Here is a 13680-nt window from a genome sequence, read left to right as displayed (position 1 = left end):
TTGGTTAGCAAGAACTTTTTTATAACGCAATCTAAGCGTATCAAATAATTGTCATTAAAGTAATGATTGAACTTCTATTTTTTTCCAGTAGGACTTGTAGTGTTTGCCAAGTTTTAAAACCTAAATTATTAACTAGTGTTACGACTCAATTCCCAGATATAAAATTTACCATTATTGACGTAGAGCAACAACAAGAATTAGCTGCGCAACATTTAGTATTTACACTACCTGTTGTCTTGATTATGGTATATAAAAAGGAACAATACAGGTTTATAAAAAGTTTTTCTGTTAATGAAGTGATTGATAAACTGGAAAGATTGCAACAATTAATGCGTTGATATATAACTGTGAGCCTAATTTATTCAAACCCTTTGAAAACGGCTTGTTTAATATGTGGCCACTCTTCTTTTAAAATACCATAACAACAGGTGCTTCGCTTAAAACCATCAAGCATTAAGGTGTCTTTTCTTAGAATGCCTTCAAGTTTCGCATTAAGTTTTTCAACCGCCTTTCGTGAGGCTATGTTTCGTTCGTCTATTCTAAATTCTACTTTGTCAAATTCTAAAGTTTCAAAAGCATATTGCAGCATTAAAAACTTCATATGTTTATTTAAACCAGTGCCTTGAAACTGTTTGCCAATCCATGTCCAGCCAATATGTAATACTTTATTCTTCCAGTTAATGAGTCCAAAACGTGTGCTTCCAGCATAAGCCTGATTTTGCTTGTCATATATTATAAATGGAATAATGGTTTTATGATAATACCCATCTACAGCGGTTTGTACATAGGCTTTTAGTTTTTCATGTGTAGAAATATCACTAGGTGAAAATTGTATTAAATCTTTTTGACTTGAAACATCAAGTAAGTTTTCAAAATTACTCATGCCAAGCAAGGTGAGTTTTACACGGTCGTTTTCTAAAGTAGGTGCAATCATACCAAATTATTAATCAGTTCAACATTCACTATATGTTTTCCATCAAAAGGAATGATAGTTACATTATTTGCAAATAATTCATTCACACGTTCAGTTTCATATTGCATACGTTTTTGATTTAAATACTCATCTTTAGTACCATAAATCATAGTCACTTTTGTGTTTTTTAGAAACTTAAAATCATCAGCTTTCAACTCTTTAGGAATGCCACCAGACATTAAAACTAACCGATTGCATTGTAACTGCCTTGATGCTACATAACGCATAGCAACGCTTACTCCTTGCGAATAACCTAAAACAATTAAATTCTTGTCTTCTGGAATATTTTCTGCATTAAAAACCGTATCAAAATAGCGCATGACATTTTCTGTTTCTTTCAAAGTATTTTCTTTTGTAAGCCAACTAGCGCCAACATGCTTAAAATCTGGTTGAATATAATATTTACTCTGTGCTTGAGGCGCAATAATATAGTTTTCTTCAGGATGAAGCTCTTTAAAATACTTTAAAAAATAACGACTCAAATAACTCATACCATGACACACAAACCATACATTTTTGGCCTTTTCGGTAAGTGCATTTAAAGTAGAGTAAGAGTTTGTGGTTTTGTATGATATTTCTTTTTCAACTGAATTCATTTTTGATACTGGTTTTGTACATTTACAAACTAGAGATTAAAAGTAAACTTTTATATGCAATTATCTAAGGAAGATGTGTTAACTCAAGCAAATTCTATTTGTAAAAACACTTTAATGGAAACTTTAAATATTGAATTTATTGACTATGGAGACGATTTTGTTGTTGCTAAAATGCCAGTAAACTCTAGAGTTTACCAACCAGATGGTGTGCTTCATGGTGGAGCTACAGTAGCTTTGGCAGAAACAACAGGAAGTTTTGCAGCACATATATTTCTAGATTTAAAAGAGGTATTTGTTCGTGGTATCGAAATTTCAGCGAATCATATAAAGAGTGTAAAAGATGGTCATGTATATGCAAAAGCCACTTTTGTACATAAAGGAAGAACAACTCAATTATTAGAAGTTAAAATTACTGATGATAATAAAAACCTAATATCTGTTTGTAAGTTAACCACAGTTGCAATTCCAAAACCTGAATAACTATATGACTTCAAAAGATTTTTACGATTATATTATTGAACATTATAATAAAGAACTACCTTTTGTTGCTTACAGTTTGCCAAACACCTTTGAAACCAAGGTTATTTTACAAAAAGATGATGTGCTCTATAAAATAGAGGATTATACCGAAACAGGTTTTGTGTTTGCACCTTTCGATATTAGAAAAGATGCCATTTTAATGCCCTACAGTAAATCAAGAACATTATTAACAACTGAAGATATTGTTGTTGAAGAAGAAACACCTATTTCTTTTAAAGTAGATAATGATAAGTTGCATCATATTAACTTAATTAAAAAAGCTGTTACAGCTATTAATAAAAAAGAGCTTCAAAAAGTTGTAGTTTCCAGGAAAGAAGTTTTAGAAACCGAATTACCACTAGATCCTATAAAACTATTTAAAACGCTTTTAAATAGTTATAATTCTGCTTTTGTGTATTGTTGGTATCACCCAAAGGTTGGTATGTGGTTAGGAGCAACACCAGAAACCTTGTTAAGTATTGAAAGAAATAAATTTTCGACAATGGCTTTAGCAGGAACTCAAGATTATGAAGGAACACTGGAAGTTGATTGGGATTATAAAGAAAAAGAAGAGCAGCAAATAGTATCTGATTATGTTGTAGAAACACTAAAGAACAGCATTAACAACATGGATGTCTCTGAAGTTAGAACAGTAAAAGCAGGAAAACTGTTACATTTACGAACAGATATAACAGGTGAGTTAAATCATTCAAAAAACATGCAAAAGCTTATATTAAAATTGCATCCAACACCTGCAGTTTGTGGCTTGCCAAAGATTGATGCGATGCAATTTGTTTTAGATAACGAACATTACAATCGCGAATTCTATTCAGGATTTCTTGGGGAACTTAATAAAGAAACTAAAATTGAACCTCGCTCTGGAACAAGAAACATCGAAAACAGGGCTTATAGTTTTAATAAGCGCTCTACTAACCTGTTTGTTAATTTAAGGTGTATGCAACTTAAAAATACTAAAGCTATTTTATATGTTGGAGGAGGAATTACTAAAGATTCCATAGCTGAAAATGAGTGGCAAGAAACTGTAAATAAAACCAATACGATTAAAAACGTTATAGTTTCTTAAAACCAAGTATTATAAATAACTTTGTGTATTAAATGAAACTACCAAAAATTCCCTTAGCACAAACCGTAATTCAGCTTTGTAAAGCTAAAGAAGTGCAGCATATTGTTATTTCTCCAGGGAGTAGAAATGCGCCATTAACTATTGGTTTTTCTAATCACGATTATTTTAAATGTTATAGCATTGTAGATGAGCGTTGTGCTGCTTTTTTTGCCTTAGGAATAGCACAGCAATTACAAAAGCCCATTGCTTTAGTGTGTACTTCAGGAAGTGCTTTATTAAATTATTATCCAGCAGTTGCCGAAGCTTTTTATAGTAATATTCCTTTAGTTGTTATTTCTGCTGATAGGCCTAAACATTTAATTGGTGTTGGAGATGGACAAACTATTAATCAAGAAAACGTTTATAAAAATCATATTTTATATTCAGCAAATTTAAGACAAGATGTTAGGGTTGAGAATGGTTTTACTCAAAATAATGAACCTGCAATTATAAAAAACCTAGAAAGTAAGTTAGAGAAACTACTTGGTATTCAAAAAAATATTCAAAGTCAAAATGAAGAGGAGATAAATTTAGCTATCAATACAGCAATTCACAAAAAAGGACCTGTTCATATTAATGTTCCTTTTGACGAGCCCTTATATGATATGGTAGATGAGTTTTTAGTAAACCCTAAGGTTGAAAAAGTTATAACAAAACAGCGAAATGTTGATGAGAACTTAATAGATAACTTGGTAGATCAATGGTATCATGCTAAGAAAAAAATGGTATTAATTGGCGTTAATGCACCTAATAGTATTAGTCAAGAATGGCTAGATGAACTAGCCAACGATGAAAGTGTCATTGTATTTACTGAAACGACTTCTAATCTTCATCATCCTGATTTTTTTCCTAATATTGATAAAATAATTGCGCCTTTAACCGAGGAACAATTTAAACAGCTACAACCAGAAATCCTTGTAACTTTTGGAGGTTTAATAGTGTCTAAAAAGATAAAAGCCTTTTTGAGAAAGTATCAACCAGAGCATCATTGGCATATTGATGAGTTACATGTTAACGACACGTTTTTTTGTTTAGATAATCATGTAAAAGTTAGCCCTAATCAATTTTTTTCAGAATTCTTTAAAAAAGTTACTCATGTAACTAAAAGTAATTATCAAGACGTATGGCATTCTGTAAAAAGGCATCGTCAAACCAAACATAAATTGTATTTAAAATCTAGTCCGTTTTCAGATTTAAAAGCCTTTGAAAAGATTTTAAAATCCTTACCAAAGCAGTCAATTTTACAATTAGCCAATAGCGCAACAGTTCGTTATGCACAGTTGTTTAACATTAATAAATCTATACAAATTTACTGTAATAGAGGTACAAGTGGTATTGATGGTAGTACAAGTACAGCTATAGGTTGTGCAGCGGTTAGTAATAAACAAACAGTTTTTATTACAGGTGATTTGAGTTTTTTCTATGATAGTAATGCCTTATGGAATAATTACATTCCTAAAAACTTTAGAATTATTTTATTGAATAATGAAGGAGGAGGTATTTTTAGAATTCTTCCAGGACATAAAAACACCGAAAATTTTGATACCTATTTTGAAACTAGGCACAATATGGAAGCAAAGCATCTTTGCGCCATGTATAATGTAGATTATGCGAGAGTAGAAAACCTTGAAGATTTAAACAAACAACTCATAGATTTTTACAGTGAAACTAATACTCCAAAGCTTTTAGAAGTATGTACACCAAGAATAGTAAACGATACTGTTTTATTAAATTATTTTAAGGCTTTAATATAAACTTTTGGTGACTTTTTTCGTATCTTAGTGTTATTGGTAGTTAAAAAATTAATCTTTAAAAAATAACCTAATTATGAGTAAAAGAGATGACCTTATAGTAAAGTATGCAGCAGATTTAAAAAACAAATGTGGAGTAAATCCTGATATGGATTTATTAACAAAAGTGACCATAGGTTGTGGACCATCTATTTACAATGCAGATTCTGCTACGGTTTCAAGTAGCGATGAATCAGAATTAGAAACAGTAAAAAACAATTTCTTAATTAAGAAATTAGGATTGTCAGCAAGCGATAAATTAGACGACGGTATCAATAAAGTTATGGATACTTATGGTCGCTCTAATAGAAACAAATATAGAGCAGTAGTTTACTATTTGTTAACTAAACATTTTAAAAAAGAATCAGCTTATTAATGATAAGGTTACTATTATAAAAGCGTCACAATTAGTTGTGACGCTTTTTTTTATTCCTACTACTAATATGTTTACATTTGCAGCATGATACACATTGGAGAATATAATACACTAACAATACTTAGAGAAAAGGAACCAGGTTTGTTTTTGAGTGATGATGAAGGTAATGAAGTGCTTTTGCCAAACAGATATGTACCTGAAGAATTTAAAATTTGGGACGAACTTGAAGTGTTTGTATATCTAGACAATGACGAACGTCTTGTTGCAGTAACCGATAGACCTTATATTACAAAGGGCGACTTTGCATTATTGCGCTGTAACGATGTAACTAAACATGGCGCTTTTTTAGATTGGGGAATGGTAAAAGAGTTGTTTTGCCCATTTAAAGAACAAGCCTTTAAAATGAAAAAAGGTGGTTGGTATTTAGTGCATTGTTATTTAGATGAAGAAACCAATAGGCTAGTGGCTTCAAGTAAAACTAATCGTTTTTTAGATAATAAAGAGTTAACTGTAAAACCTTTTGATGAAGTCGATATTATAGTGTCTCATCCATCAGATATTGGAATGAACGTTATTGTAAACAAAACTCATTTAGGATTAATATATAAAGATGAAATTTTTAAAGATTTAAGTGTTGGAGATAAACTTAAAGGCATTGTTAAAAAAGTACGACGTAATAACAAGTTGGATATTTCTTTAGGACAAATAGGTTATAGAAATATTGAACCAAACTCTCAAACTATTCTAGATGAGTTAAACGACTATGGTGGATTTTTAGAGCTAACCGATAAATCTTCTCCTGAAGATATAAAAGAAACACTGCAAATGAGTAAAAAAAGTTTTAAGAAAGCAATTGGCTCTTTGTATAAACAACGACTTATCTCTATTGAAGAAAACGGAATCAGGTTAATAGAGAAGTAGCTATTTAGCTTTTTCAACTTCCTTGTTAGTCCAAGAAATGGCGGAATTCAGATTATTAAAAAACTTACCCTTAAACTTTAAAAGACGCTTTTCCAGTTCAAAATTTTTCACAGAAATATCTGTGTATGCAATTACTGCATTAGCAACAACGGAATTGAATTTATCCGAAATTGGAATTAACTCAAATAAATTTACAGAGTAAGGATGTACTCTATGACTAACAATGCCAAAAGGTCTATCGTTATCATATATGTCAAGGCATAAATTAAAAATCTTATTAAACTCTTTCCTTCCAACAATTATGCCTTCAAAAATCTCAGTAATTAAAAAATTATCGTAGAAGTATAGGTTACCAAATTTGGTTTCAATAATAGATATAGCATTACTAGCCAAAGGGGTTTCTTTGATAGTCATTAAGAGGGATTTAAAATGTTTATTTAAAGTTAAGAAAAAAAAGACAGCTTATTCCATAAAGCTATTTTAATATGTATTTTTACAGCATATAAGTAAATATTATGAGTCAAATAAAATGGAAGGTGGTAAAAGAGTATGAAGATATTACCTATAAAAAAAGTAATGGCGTAGCTAGAATAGCCTTTAACAGACCAAACGTTAGAAATGCGTTTCGACCAAAAACTACAAGTGAACTATACGATGCTTTTTATAATGCTAATGAAGATACTTCAATAGGTGTGGTGTTATTAAGTGCCGAAGGTCCTTCAACCAAAGATGGCGTCTATTCGTTTTGTAGTGGAGGTGACCAAAAGGCCAGAGGGCATCAAGGGTATGTTGGAGAAGACGGGTATCACCGATTGAATATACTGGAAGTACAGCGTTTAATTCGTTTTATGCCTAAAGCAGTGATTGCTGTAGTTCCTGGTTGGGCAGTAGGTGGAGGACACAGCTTACATGTGGTTTGTGACTTAACACTAGCCAGTAAAGAACATGCTATTTTTAAGCAGACTGATGCGGATGTCACCAGTTTTGATGGAGGCTATGGAAGTGCCTATTTAGCAAAAATGGTAGGACAGAAAAAAGCAAGGGAGATTTTCTTTTTAGGTAGAAATTATTCAGCGCAGGAAGCCTTCGAAATGGGAATGGTAAATGCAGTAATTCCTCATGATGAGTTAGAAGATACAGCCTATGAATGGGCTCAGGAAATTTTGGCAAAATCACCAACTTCTATAAAAATGCTAAAGTTTGCCATGAACCTTACTGACGACGGAATGGTTGGTCAACAAGTGTTTGCAGGTGAAGCAACGCGTTTAGCATATATGACAGACGAAGCTATTGAAGGTAGAAATGCGTTTTTAGAAAAACGTAAACCTAACTTCGAAAAAAAATGGATACCATAAGCAAAGAAATTTATGGAGAAAATTAAACCTTGGATTTCTGCTTTTAGACTTCGTACACTACCATTATCGGTTTCTGGAATAATTGTTGGAAGTTGTTTAGCTTACTATAATGGTGCTTTTAATATGTTGATTTTCATTTTAGCATTATTGGCAACCATTAGCTTGCAAATACTATCAAATTTAGCAAATGATTATGGTGATGGTGTTAAAGGAACTGATAATGAAGAACGCATTGGTCCAGAAAGAGCATTACAAAGTGGTAAGATAACACCTGAAGAGATGTTTTCGGCCATTAGAATCAATATTCTCATAGTTATTTTATTTGTCTTTTTACTAATCTATAATTCGTTTGGCTCACAATATTTTCTATATGCCATGCTCTTTTTTGCATTAGGTGTAATAAGCATTTTTGCAGCTCTTAAATATACCATAGGGAAATCGGCTTATGGGTATCGTGCTTTAGGAGATGTTATGGTGTTTATGTTCTTTGGGCTTTTGAGTGTTCTAGGAACCTATTTTTTATACACTAAGCAATTAGATCATGTATTATTGTTGCCTGCCTTCTCTATAGGGTTGTTAAGCACAGGTGTTCTAAACCTTAATAATATGCGTGATATAGAGTCTGATACCAATGCTAACAAAATAACTGTAGCAGTAAAATTAGGTTTTAAAAAAGCGAAAGCATATCATGTGTTTTTAATTGTAAGTGCCATTGTTTTTAGCCTATTGTTTGGTGTTTTGTATTACAGAACTTTATCTAACTTTATGTTTGTTATTGCTTTTATTCCTTTAGTAACACATCTTCTGGCAGTTATAAAAGCGAAAGAAGCTAAATCTTTAGACCCTCAATTAAAAGTATTAGCACTATCCACATTTTTACTTGCAATCTTGTTAGGAATTGGTCAAATAATTCATATTCTTTAATGAGTTTTATGTACTTTTAAAACTGTTTTTTAACTCCAATCAATTCATTTAAATTTTAAATAATGAAATTATTATCAAAACTAATTTTTGTTGTTTGTTTTATACTAGCAAATAGCGCGTTCTCCCAAGTATCTACTTTAAACGTAACTGAAACCTCAGCGTATAGAGATATTGTAAAGAGTTGGGATATTAAAGGGATATATACTACTGATAACAGTAATATTGGTGTTTTAAGAATAGGAAAAAGAGAACTTATTTTTGATGCTTTTGACGAAAACTATAGCAAGATTTTTACAAAAATAATTAAGTTAGATTCTAAGGAGTCTTATGTTGATAATTTATTTTACGGTGACGAAATCAAAGTATTTACTGTTCATGCTCCAAAGCGAAAAGAAAGAATAGTTTATTGCCATACATTTAACTTTAAGGATAATACATATAAAAAAACAAAACTATTAGACGCCTCTGTTGAAAAAAAACAACCACTTTTCTCAGGAGGTAATAAAAGACAGACAAGCTTTGCAATGTCTCCAAATGGTAAGTACTTAGCGATTACTACAGACAATGTGAAAAAGAATCTTAATTCATATTTGATACATGTTTTTGATACTAATGATTTAAGTTTGGTATTTAGTAAAAGTTATAATGAGCACAAAGAGAGATTCTATGAGCAAAATGATATTATTATTACTAATAATCAGGAAGTCTTTGTAATTGGTAAACAGTTTTTAAAAGGTAGAAGTGAAAAGAAAAATGGTGAAGCTAATTACGATTTTATTTTAAATAAAATCACTAATAAGAATCTGGAAACCTTAAAAGTTGAAACAGACAAAGATCAACATATTAGGTCGCTTAAAATCAATAACAATAAAACTTTTCAATTACTTGGGTTCTATTCTGAAAAACGCGTATCACAAATAAAAGGTGTTTGTAGTTTTAATATTGATAAAGAAGATTTTACTATAACAAGCAAAAAAATATCACCGTTACCAACTTCAGTTTATGAAGATTTATATGGTTATAGAAAGTCAAAAAAGAAAAATAAAAAGGAATTATCTAATTTTTATATAGATCACATTATTGATGATGGGATTGGCAATTCATTTATTGTAGCCGAAGAATTTTTTGTTACTAGCTCATATGTTAATACTGGCATGGGAGGGTATTCAACAATTACTTACCATTATGATGATATTTTAGTTTTAAAACTAGATGAAGAAGCTAATATAAAATGGGGTAGAAGCATATATAAAAGAGATGGTAAACCAGCCTATAACGTGTTTTTTAAGGACGATAAGTTGCATGTTCTTCTTAATTCTGGAAAGAATTTATTAAAAAAGGATGATGGACGCACAAAAGTAAGTAAAGGCCTTTTTGAGTCTTCATCTCTTTATGATATAGAGTATAGTATAGATGGTAATGTAAATTATAACAAAATTCAAGACAATAAAGGAAAATCCCATTATTTACCATACTATGGTGTTTTTAACGATGGAAAATTCATAATGGAGAATTTTGCAAGACTTAGAAAAAAGTTTATGATTTTGGAATAGATTAAGTTTTATATTATCAAATAAAAATAGCAAACAAATGAAAATCACATTTTTAGGTCATGCAAGTCTTCAAATCAATATTGGAGATATCACCATTTTAGTCGATCCCTTTATTTCAGGAAACCCTAAAGCTTCTAGCATTGATATAGATACTTTAAAGGCAGATTATATCTTGCTAACACATGCGCATCAAGATCATATTTTAGATGTAGAAGCTATAGCAAAACGTACCGAAGCTGTTATTGTGTCTAACTATGAAATTGTAACGCATTTCCAAAACAAAGGTTTGGAAGGCCACCCAATGAATCTTGGAGGAAACTGGGATTTTGAATTCGGAAAGCTTAAATACGTTAATGCCATTCATACCTCATCATTTCCAGATGGTAGTTATGGTGGGCAACCTGGAGGTTTTGTGATAGAAGGCGAGCGTAAAAACATTTATATCGCTGGCGATACAGCCTTAACCTACGATATGAAATTAATTCCGCTGCAAACAAAATTAGACCTTGCCATTTTGCCAATAGGTGATAATTTTACCATGGGAATAGACGATGCGTTAATTGCAGCAGATTTTGTAGAATGTGATAAAATTCTAGGTTACCATTTTGACACCTTTGGTTATATAGAAATTGATCATGAAAGCGCCAAACGTAAATTTTTTGAAAATGATAAAGATTTAATGCTTCTAGAAATAGGTGAGTCTATAGAATTATAAATGAAAGCCTCATACCAAAAGTATATATTAGATTTTAAGAGACCTAGCGGTACGTCTCGAGGCGTACTAACCCAAAAAGAAACTTGGCTTATCATTCTTGAAAAAGATGGTAAAACAGGAATAGGTGAGTGTGGTATTTTAAGAGGTTTGAGTATTGATGATAGACCAGACTATGAAGCTGCCTTAATGAGAACTTGTGATAATATAGAAATTGGTTTAGAAAGTTTGCTGAATGAGCTTGTCGAATTCCCTTCCATTCAATTTGGACTGGAAATGGCTTTTAAATCATTAGAGAGTGATGATAAATTCACTTTATTTCCATCTAAATTTACTAGAGGAGAAGACGTTATTCCTATAAATGGTTTGGTGTGGATGGGAGACAAAGCCTTTATGAGTCAGCAAATAAAAGACAAGATTCAACAAGGATTTAAGTGCATTAAATTAAAAATTGGCGCCATAGATTTTCAAATCGAGATAGAGTTATTAAAATCTATCAGAAAAGAGTTTAGCGTAAACGATATAGAACTTCGCGTGGATGCCAATGGTGCTTTTTCACCAGAAACAGCTTTAGACAAACTAACACAGTTATCAAAATTAGAATTACATTCCATTGAGCAACCAATAAAACAAGGTCAGTTTGAAGCAATGGCTAAATTATGTCAAGATACGCCTTTGCCAATTGCTTTAGACGAAGAATTGATTGGAGTATTTTCTGTAACAAAAAAGCAAGAATTACTACAAATTATCAATCCGCAATACATAATTTTAAAACCAAGTTTAATAGGAGGTTTTAAAGGAAGTAACGAATGGATTAACCTTGCTGAAAGTCAAAATATTGGTTGGTGGATTACCAGTGCCTTAGAAAGCAATATTGGTTTAAATGCCATTGCACAATGGACCTATAGCTTAAAAGCAAAGATGTATCAAGGTCTTGGAACTGGAAGCCTGTTTACTAATAATTTTGAGTCGCCATTACAAGTAAAAAATGGTACATTGCAAATCAATAAAAATAAACATTGGAACGTAAACCTATAGAGTATGTATATATCACAAGTTTTTAAAGTAGAACACGATTGGTGGCGTTATATAATTGGAGTTATGGGAGCTATTGTTGGTGTTGGAGTTTTTTCGATGCCACATTTAATTGCGTTAATGACGAAGGTTTTTGATGGTACTGCAGACCAATCAAAATTTGAGGATATTAACTATCTCATGACTTTATTTGAGCCTAATTTAAACTTAATGTTTCTATTATTGCCTTTTGTTGGTGGACTAATTTGTTTATTGTTATTGGTAAAATTTTTGCATAAGCAATCGTTTAAAATGCTTACCACGTCTAGAAAAAAAATAGATTGGAAACGCTTTTGGTTTGCTTTCTTGTTTTGGGGAATTATTTCTTCAGGATTAATATTAGTAGATTATTTTATGAAGCCTGAGGGTTACGAACTTAATTTCAATCTTGGGAAGTTTATAGTATTATGCATTATTGCAGTGATATTAGTGCCACTACAAACTAGTTTTGAGGAATACCTGTTTAGAGGCTATTTAATGCAAGGGATTGGTGTTTTGGTAAAGAATAGATGGTTTCCATTATTGCTAACATCTACAGTATTTGGATTATTACACATTGCTAACCCAGAAATTGAAAAACTAGGATATATTTTATTGGTCTATTACATAGGAACAGGCTTGTTTTTAGGCATCATGACGCTTATGGATGAAGGTTTGGAGTTAGCTTTAGGTTTTCATGCAGCTAACAATCTATTTACTGCCTTATTAGTAACCGCCGATTGGACCGCTTTTCAAACACATTCTATTTTTAAAGATATTTCCGATCCAACAGAAGCAGGATTCATTGATGTGTTTGCACCTGTATTTATACTCTTTCCAATACTGCTTTTTATTTTTGCCAAAAGATATAAATGGAGCAATTGGAAAGAAAAACTATTTGGTGCAGTTGTAGAACCACCAAAGGAAGATTACAAAGTTTTAGGAGAGGATATTTAATCTATTAATAGACAAGATATACAATAATTAAAACAGTAATTATAACCGCAGAGATATAAGCAATAATTGTTCGTTGTACTCTTTTGCGAGCATCGAGTCGTATTTTACGCTTTATTTTTGCCAATTCTAACGAGCTTACTTCCTTAAACTCAAGTTTAGTTTTGCCAGATGTTTTAAGTATTAAATCTTTTGCATTTTTAAACTTTCGCTTTCCTGTAAGCGACCTGTTGTACTTTAAACTAGCACTAGCCATTGACATTGAACCACTACCTCCTATAATTAACCTTTATTATATTAGTGGTGAATAGTTGGAAAATGTTACAAGAAAAGTGTGTTAGCAATATCAAATTAAAAAATCAAAAGAGAGAGAAGTTTTAATCCTCTGTAATAACTTTTAGATACTTATCATAACACCCTTCAACACAAGTATTTGGGTAACTTGTCATTAGTAAGTTACCAACATCATCAAAGCTAAAAGAAAACTCTAAAGCATTTGAAGTTACACAAGGCATATTAATTTCGACTATTGAATTATTTATTTGATAATTTCCATCGCAATTATAAGAGCTATTTGCAAAGGCGCCATCTAGGTTAAAAGTAATAACATCACCATTTTCAACAGGTTGGTTTGGATTGGGTGAGCCTCCATCAAATCGTTCTATTAACTGCCAAGTGCCATATATATCGTTATCATAATTTTCTTGACTGTCATTTTTAGTACAACTACTAAAGAGAAATAATACCGCTGTAATAATAAGTATGTTTTTCATAGCTTTAAATTATATTATTATATATACATGATTATACTTACAATTATATACATGATTA

At 31.3% G+C, this 13680-nt stretch carries 17 protein-coding genes; 12 read left to right on the top strand and 5 right to left on the bottom strand.

Annotated features, from left to right (window positions below; genetic code table 11):
* Nucleotides 1-62: 62 nt before the first annotated feature.
* On the top strand, nt 63-338 hold the full coding sequence (locus E5167_RS11300; RefSeq protein ID WP_136844150.1) for a thioredoxin family protein: 276 nt from the start codon (nt 63-65) through the stop codon (nt 336-338).
* 20 nt (nt 339-358) lie between these two features.
* Here the strand turns inward: E5167_RS11300 and E5167_RS11295 are convergent, their stop codons facing one another.
* Both E5167_RS11295 and E5167_RS11290 read right to left on the bottom strand, forming a co-directional pair.
* Nucleotides 359-934: a GNAT family N-acetyltransferase gene (locus E5167_RS11295; RefSeq protein ID WP_136844148.1), complete on the bottom strand. Its 576-nt coding sequence runs from the start codon at nt 932-934 to the stop codon at nt 359-361.
* Nucleotides 931-1569 (bottom strand): alpha/beta hydrolase, encoded by a 639-nt coding sequence (locus tag E5167_RS11290; protein WP_136844146.1) that lies wholly within the window; start codon nt 1567-1569, stop codon nt 931-933. Before E5167_RS11290 ends, E5167_RS11295 begins: the two co-directional genes overlap by 4 nt.
* A gap of 54 nt (nt 1570-1623) precedes the next feature.
* Between E5167_RS11290 and E5167_RS11285 the strand changes: the two genes are divergently transcribed.
* From E5167_RS11285 to E5167_RS11265, 5 genes are all read left to right on the top strand, one after another.
* Nucleotides 1624-2049 (top strand): PaaI family thioesterase, encoded by a 426-nt coding sequence (locus E5167_RS11285; RefSeq protein ID WP_136844144.1) that lies wholly within the window; start codon nt 1624-1626, stop codon nt 2047-2049.
* A 4-nt stretch (nt 2050-2053) separates the two neighbouring features.
* Nucleotides 2054-3172, top strand: a complete 1119-nt coding sequence (locus E5167_RS11280; RefSeq protein WP_136844142.1) for a chorismate-binding protein — start codon at nt 2054-2056, stop codon at nt 3170-3172.
* A gap of 32 nt (nt 3173-3204) precedes the next feature.
* Nucleotides 3205-4965 (top strand): 2-succinyl-5-enolpyruvyl-6-hydroxy-3-cyclohexene-1-carboxylic-acid synthase, encoded by a 1761-nt coding sequence (gene menD, locus E5167_RS11275; protein WP_136844140.1) that lies wholly within the window; start codon nt 3205-3207, stop codon nt 4963-4965.
* A 73-nt stretch (nt 4966-5038) separates the two neighbouring features.
* Complete coding sequence (locus E5167_RS11270; protein ID WP_136844138.1) at nt 5039-5377, top strand: DUF2853 family protein; 339 nt, start codon at nt 5039-5041, stop codon at nt 5375-5377.
* Between the two features lie 84 nt (nt 5378-5461).
* Complete coding sequence (locus E5167_RS11265; RefSeq protein ID WP_136844136.1) at nt 5462-6298, top strand: CvfB family protein; 837 nt, start codon at nt 5462-5464, stop codon at nt 6296-6298.
* On the opposite strand, the gene E5167_RS11260 is transcribed toward E5167_RS11265, so the two are convergent.
* Complete coding sequence (locus E5167_RS11260; RefSeq protein WP_136844134.1) at nt 6299-6712, bottom strand: hypothetical protein; 414 nt, start codon at nt 6710-6712, stop codon at nt 6299-6301.
* 101 nt (nt 6713-6813) lie between these two features.
* Here E5167_RS11260 and E5167_RS11255 point away from each other — a divergent pair, with 101 nt between their 5' ends.
* The 6 genes from E5167_RS11255 (at nt 6814) to E5167_RS11230 (ending at nt 12852) form a co-directional block, all read left to right on the top strand.
* A complete protein-coding gene (locus E5167_RS11255) occupies nt 6814-7653 on the top strand; it encodes a 1,4-dihydroxy-2-naphthoyl-CoA synthase (protein WP_136844131.1) in 840 nt (279 codons plus the stop codon).
* A gap of 12 nt (nt 7654-7665) precedes the next feature.
* On the top strand, nt 7666-8577 hold the full coding sequence (gene menA / locus E5167_RS11250) for a 1,4-dihydroxy-2-naphthoate octaprenyltransferase (RefSeq protein WP_136844129.1): 912 nt from the start codon (nt 7666-7668) through the stop codon (nt 8575-8577).
* A gap of 62 nt (nt 8578-8639) precedes the next feature.
* A complete protein-coding gene (locus E5167_RS11245) occupies nt 8640-10130 on the top strand; it encodes a hypothetical protein (protein ID WP_136844127.1) in 1491 nt (496 codons plus the stop codon).
* Nucleotides 10131-10167: 37 nt separating this feature from the next.
* Entirely contained in the window at nt 10168-10845 is a 678-nt protein-coding gene (locus E5167_RS11240; protein ID WP_136844125.1) for a metal-dependent hydrolase, read from the top strand.
* Nucleotides 10846-11880, top strand: a complete 1035-nt coding sequence (locus tag E5167_RS11235) for an o-succinylbenzoate synthase (RefSeq protein ID WP_136844123.1) — start codon at nt 10846-10848, stop codon at nt 11878-11880.
* A gap of 3 nt (nt 11881-11883) precedes the next feature.
* Complete coding sequence (locus E5167_RS11230) at nt 11884-12852, top strand: CPBP family intramembrane glutamic endopeptidase (protein ID WP_136844120.1); 969 nt, start codon at nt 11884-11886, stop codon at nt 12850-12852.
* 4 nt (nt 12853-12856) lie between these two features.
* Here E5167_RS11230 and E5167_RS11225 read toward each other — a convergent pair whose 3' ends face one another.
* Together E5167_RS11225 and E5167_RS11220 are read right to left on the bottom strand one after the other, a co-directional pair.
* Nucleotides 12857-13105: a hypothetical protein gene (locus tag E5167_RS11225; protein ID WP_136844118.1), complete on the bottom strand. Its 249-nt coding sequence runs from the start codon at nt 13103-13105 to the stop codon at nt 12857-12859.
* A 121-nt stretch (nt 13106-13226) separates the two neighbouring features.
* The gene (locus E5167_RS11220) at nt 13227-13622 is read right to left on the bottom strand and encodes a lipocalin family protein (RefSeq protein ID WP_136844116.1); all 396 of its coding nucleotides are present in this window, start codon (nt 13620-13622) and stop codon (nt 13227-13229) included.
* Between the last annotated feature and the right edge of the window lie 58 nt (nt 13623-13680).

This window comes from Pontimicrobium aquaticum (genome assembly GCF_005047595.1).
Lineage (GTDB): Bacteria > Bacteroidota > Bacteroidia > Flavobacteriales > Flavobacteriaceae > Pontimicrobium > Pontimicrobium aquaticum.
The sequence above is the reverse complement of the archived record's forward strand: the minus strand, read 5'-3'. Positions and strand labels throughout refer to the sequence as shown.

Bases quoted from the DNA above. Each gene is read 5' to 3' on its own strand.
- E5167_RS11300 (WP_136844150.1), top strand. From the start codon at position 63: ATGATTGAACTTCTATTTTTTTCCAGTAGGACTTGTAGTGTTTGCCAA.
- E5167_RS11295 (WP_136844148.1), bottom strand. From the start codon at position 934: ATGATTGCACCTACTTTAGAAAACGACCGTGTAAAACTCACCTTGCTT.
- E5167_RS11290 (WP_136844146.1), bottom strand. From the start codon at position 1,569: ATGAATTCAGTTGAAAAAGAAATATCATACAAAACCACAAACTCTTAC.
- E5167_RS11285 (WP_136844144.1), top strand. From the start codon at position 1,624: ATGCAATTATCTAAGGAAGATGTGTTAACTCAAGCAAATTCTATTTGT.
- E5167_RS11280 (WP_136844142.1), top strand. From the start codon at position 2,054: ATGACTTCAAAAGATTTTTACGATTATATTATTGAACATTATAATAAA.
- menD (WP_136844140.1), top strand. From the start codon at position 3,205: ATGAAACTACCAAAAATTCCCTTAGCACAAACCGTAATTCAGCTTTGT.
- E5167_RS11270 (WP_136844138.1), top strand. From the start codon at position 5,039: ATGAGTAAAAGAGATGACCTTATAGTAAAGTATGCAGCAGATTTAAAA.
- E5167_RS11265 (WP_136844136.1), top strand. From the start codon at position 5,462: ATGATACACATTGGAGAATATAATACACTAACAATACTTAGAGAAAAG.
- E5167_RS11260 (WP_136844134.1), bottom strand. From the start codon at position 6,712: ATGACTATCAAAGAAACCCCTTTGGCTAGTAATGCTATATCTATTATT.
- E5167_RS11255 (WP_136844131.1), top strand. From the start codon at position 6,814: ATGAGTCAAATAAAATGGAAGGTGGTAAAAGAGTATGAAGATATTACC.
- menA (WP_136844129.1), top strand. From the start codon at position 7,666: ATGGAGAAAATTAAACCTTGGATTTCTGCTTTTAGACTTCGTACACTA.
- E5167_RS11245 (WP_136844127.1), top strand. From the start codon at position 8,640: ATGAAATTATTATCAAAACTAATTTTTGTTGTTTGTTTTATACTAGCA.
- E5167_RS11240 (WP_136844125.1), top strand. From the start codon at position 10,168: ATGAAAATCACATTTTTAGGTCATGCAAGTCTTCAAATCAATATTGGA.
- E5167_RS11235 (WP_136844123.1), top strand. From the start codon at position 10,846: ATGAAAGCCTCATACCAAAAGTATATATTAGATTTTAAGAGACCTAGC.
- E5167_RS11230 (WP_136844120.1), top strand. From the start codon at position 11,884: ATGTATATATCACAAGTTTTTAAAGTAGAACACGATTGGTGGCGTTAT.
- E5167_RS11225 (WP_136844118.1), bottom strand. From the start codon at position 13,105: ATGGCTAGTGCTAGTTTAAAGTACAACAGGTCGCTTACAGGAAAGCGA.
- E5167_RS11220 (WP_136844116.1), bottom strand. From the start codon at position 13,622: ATGAAAAACATACTTATTATTACAGCGGTATTATTTCTCTTTAGTAGT.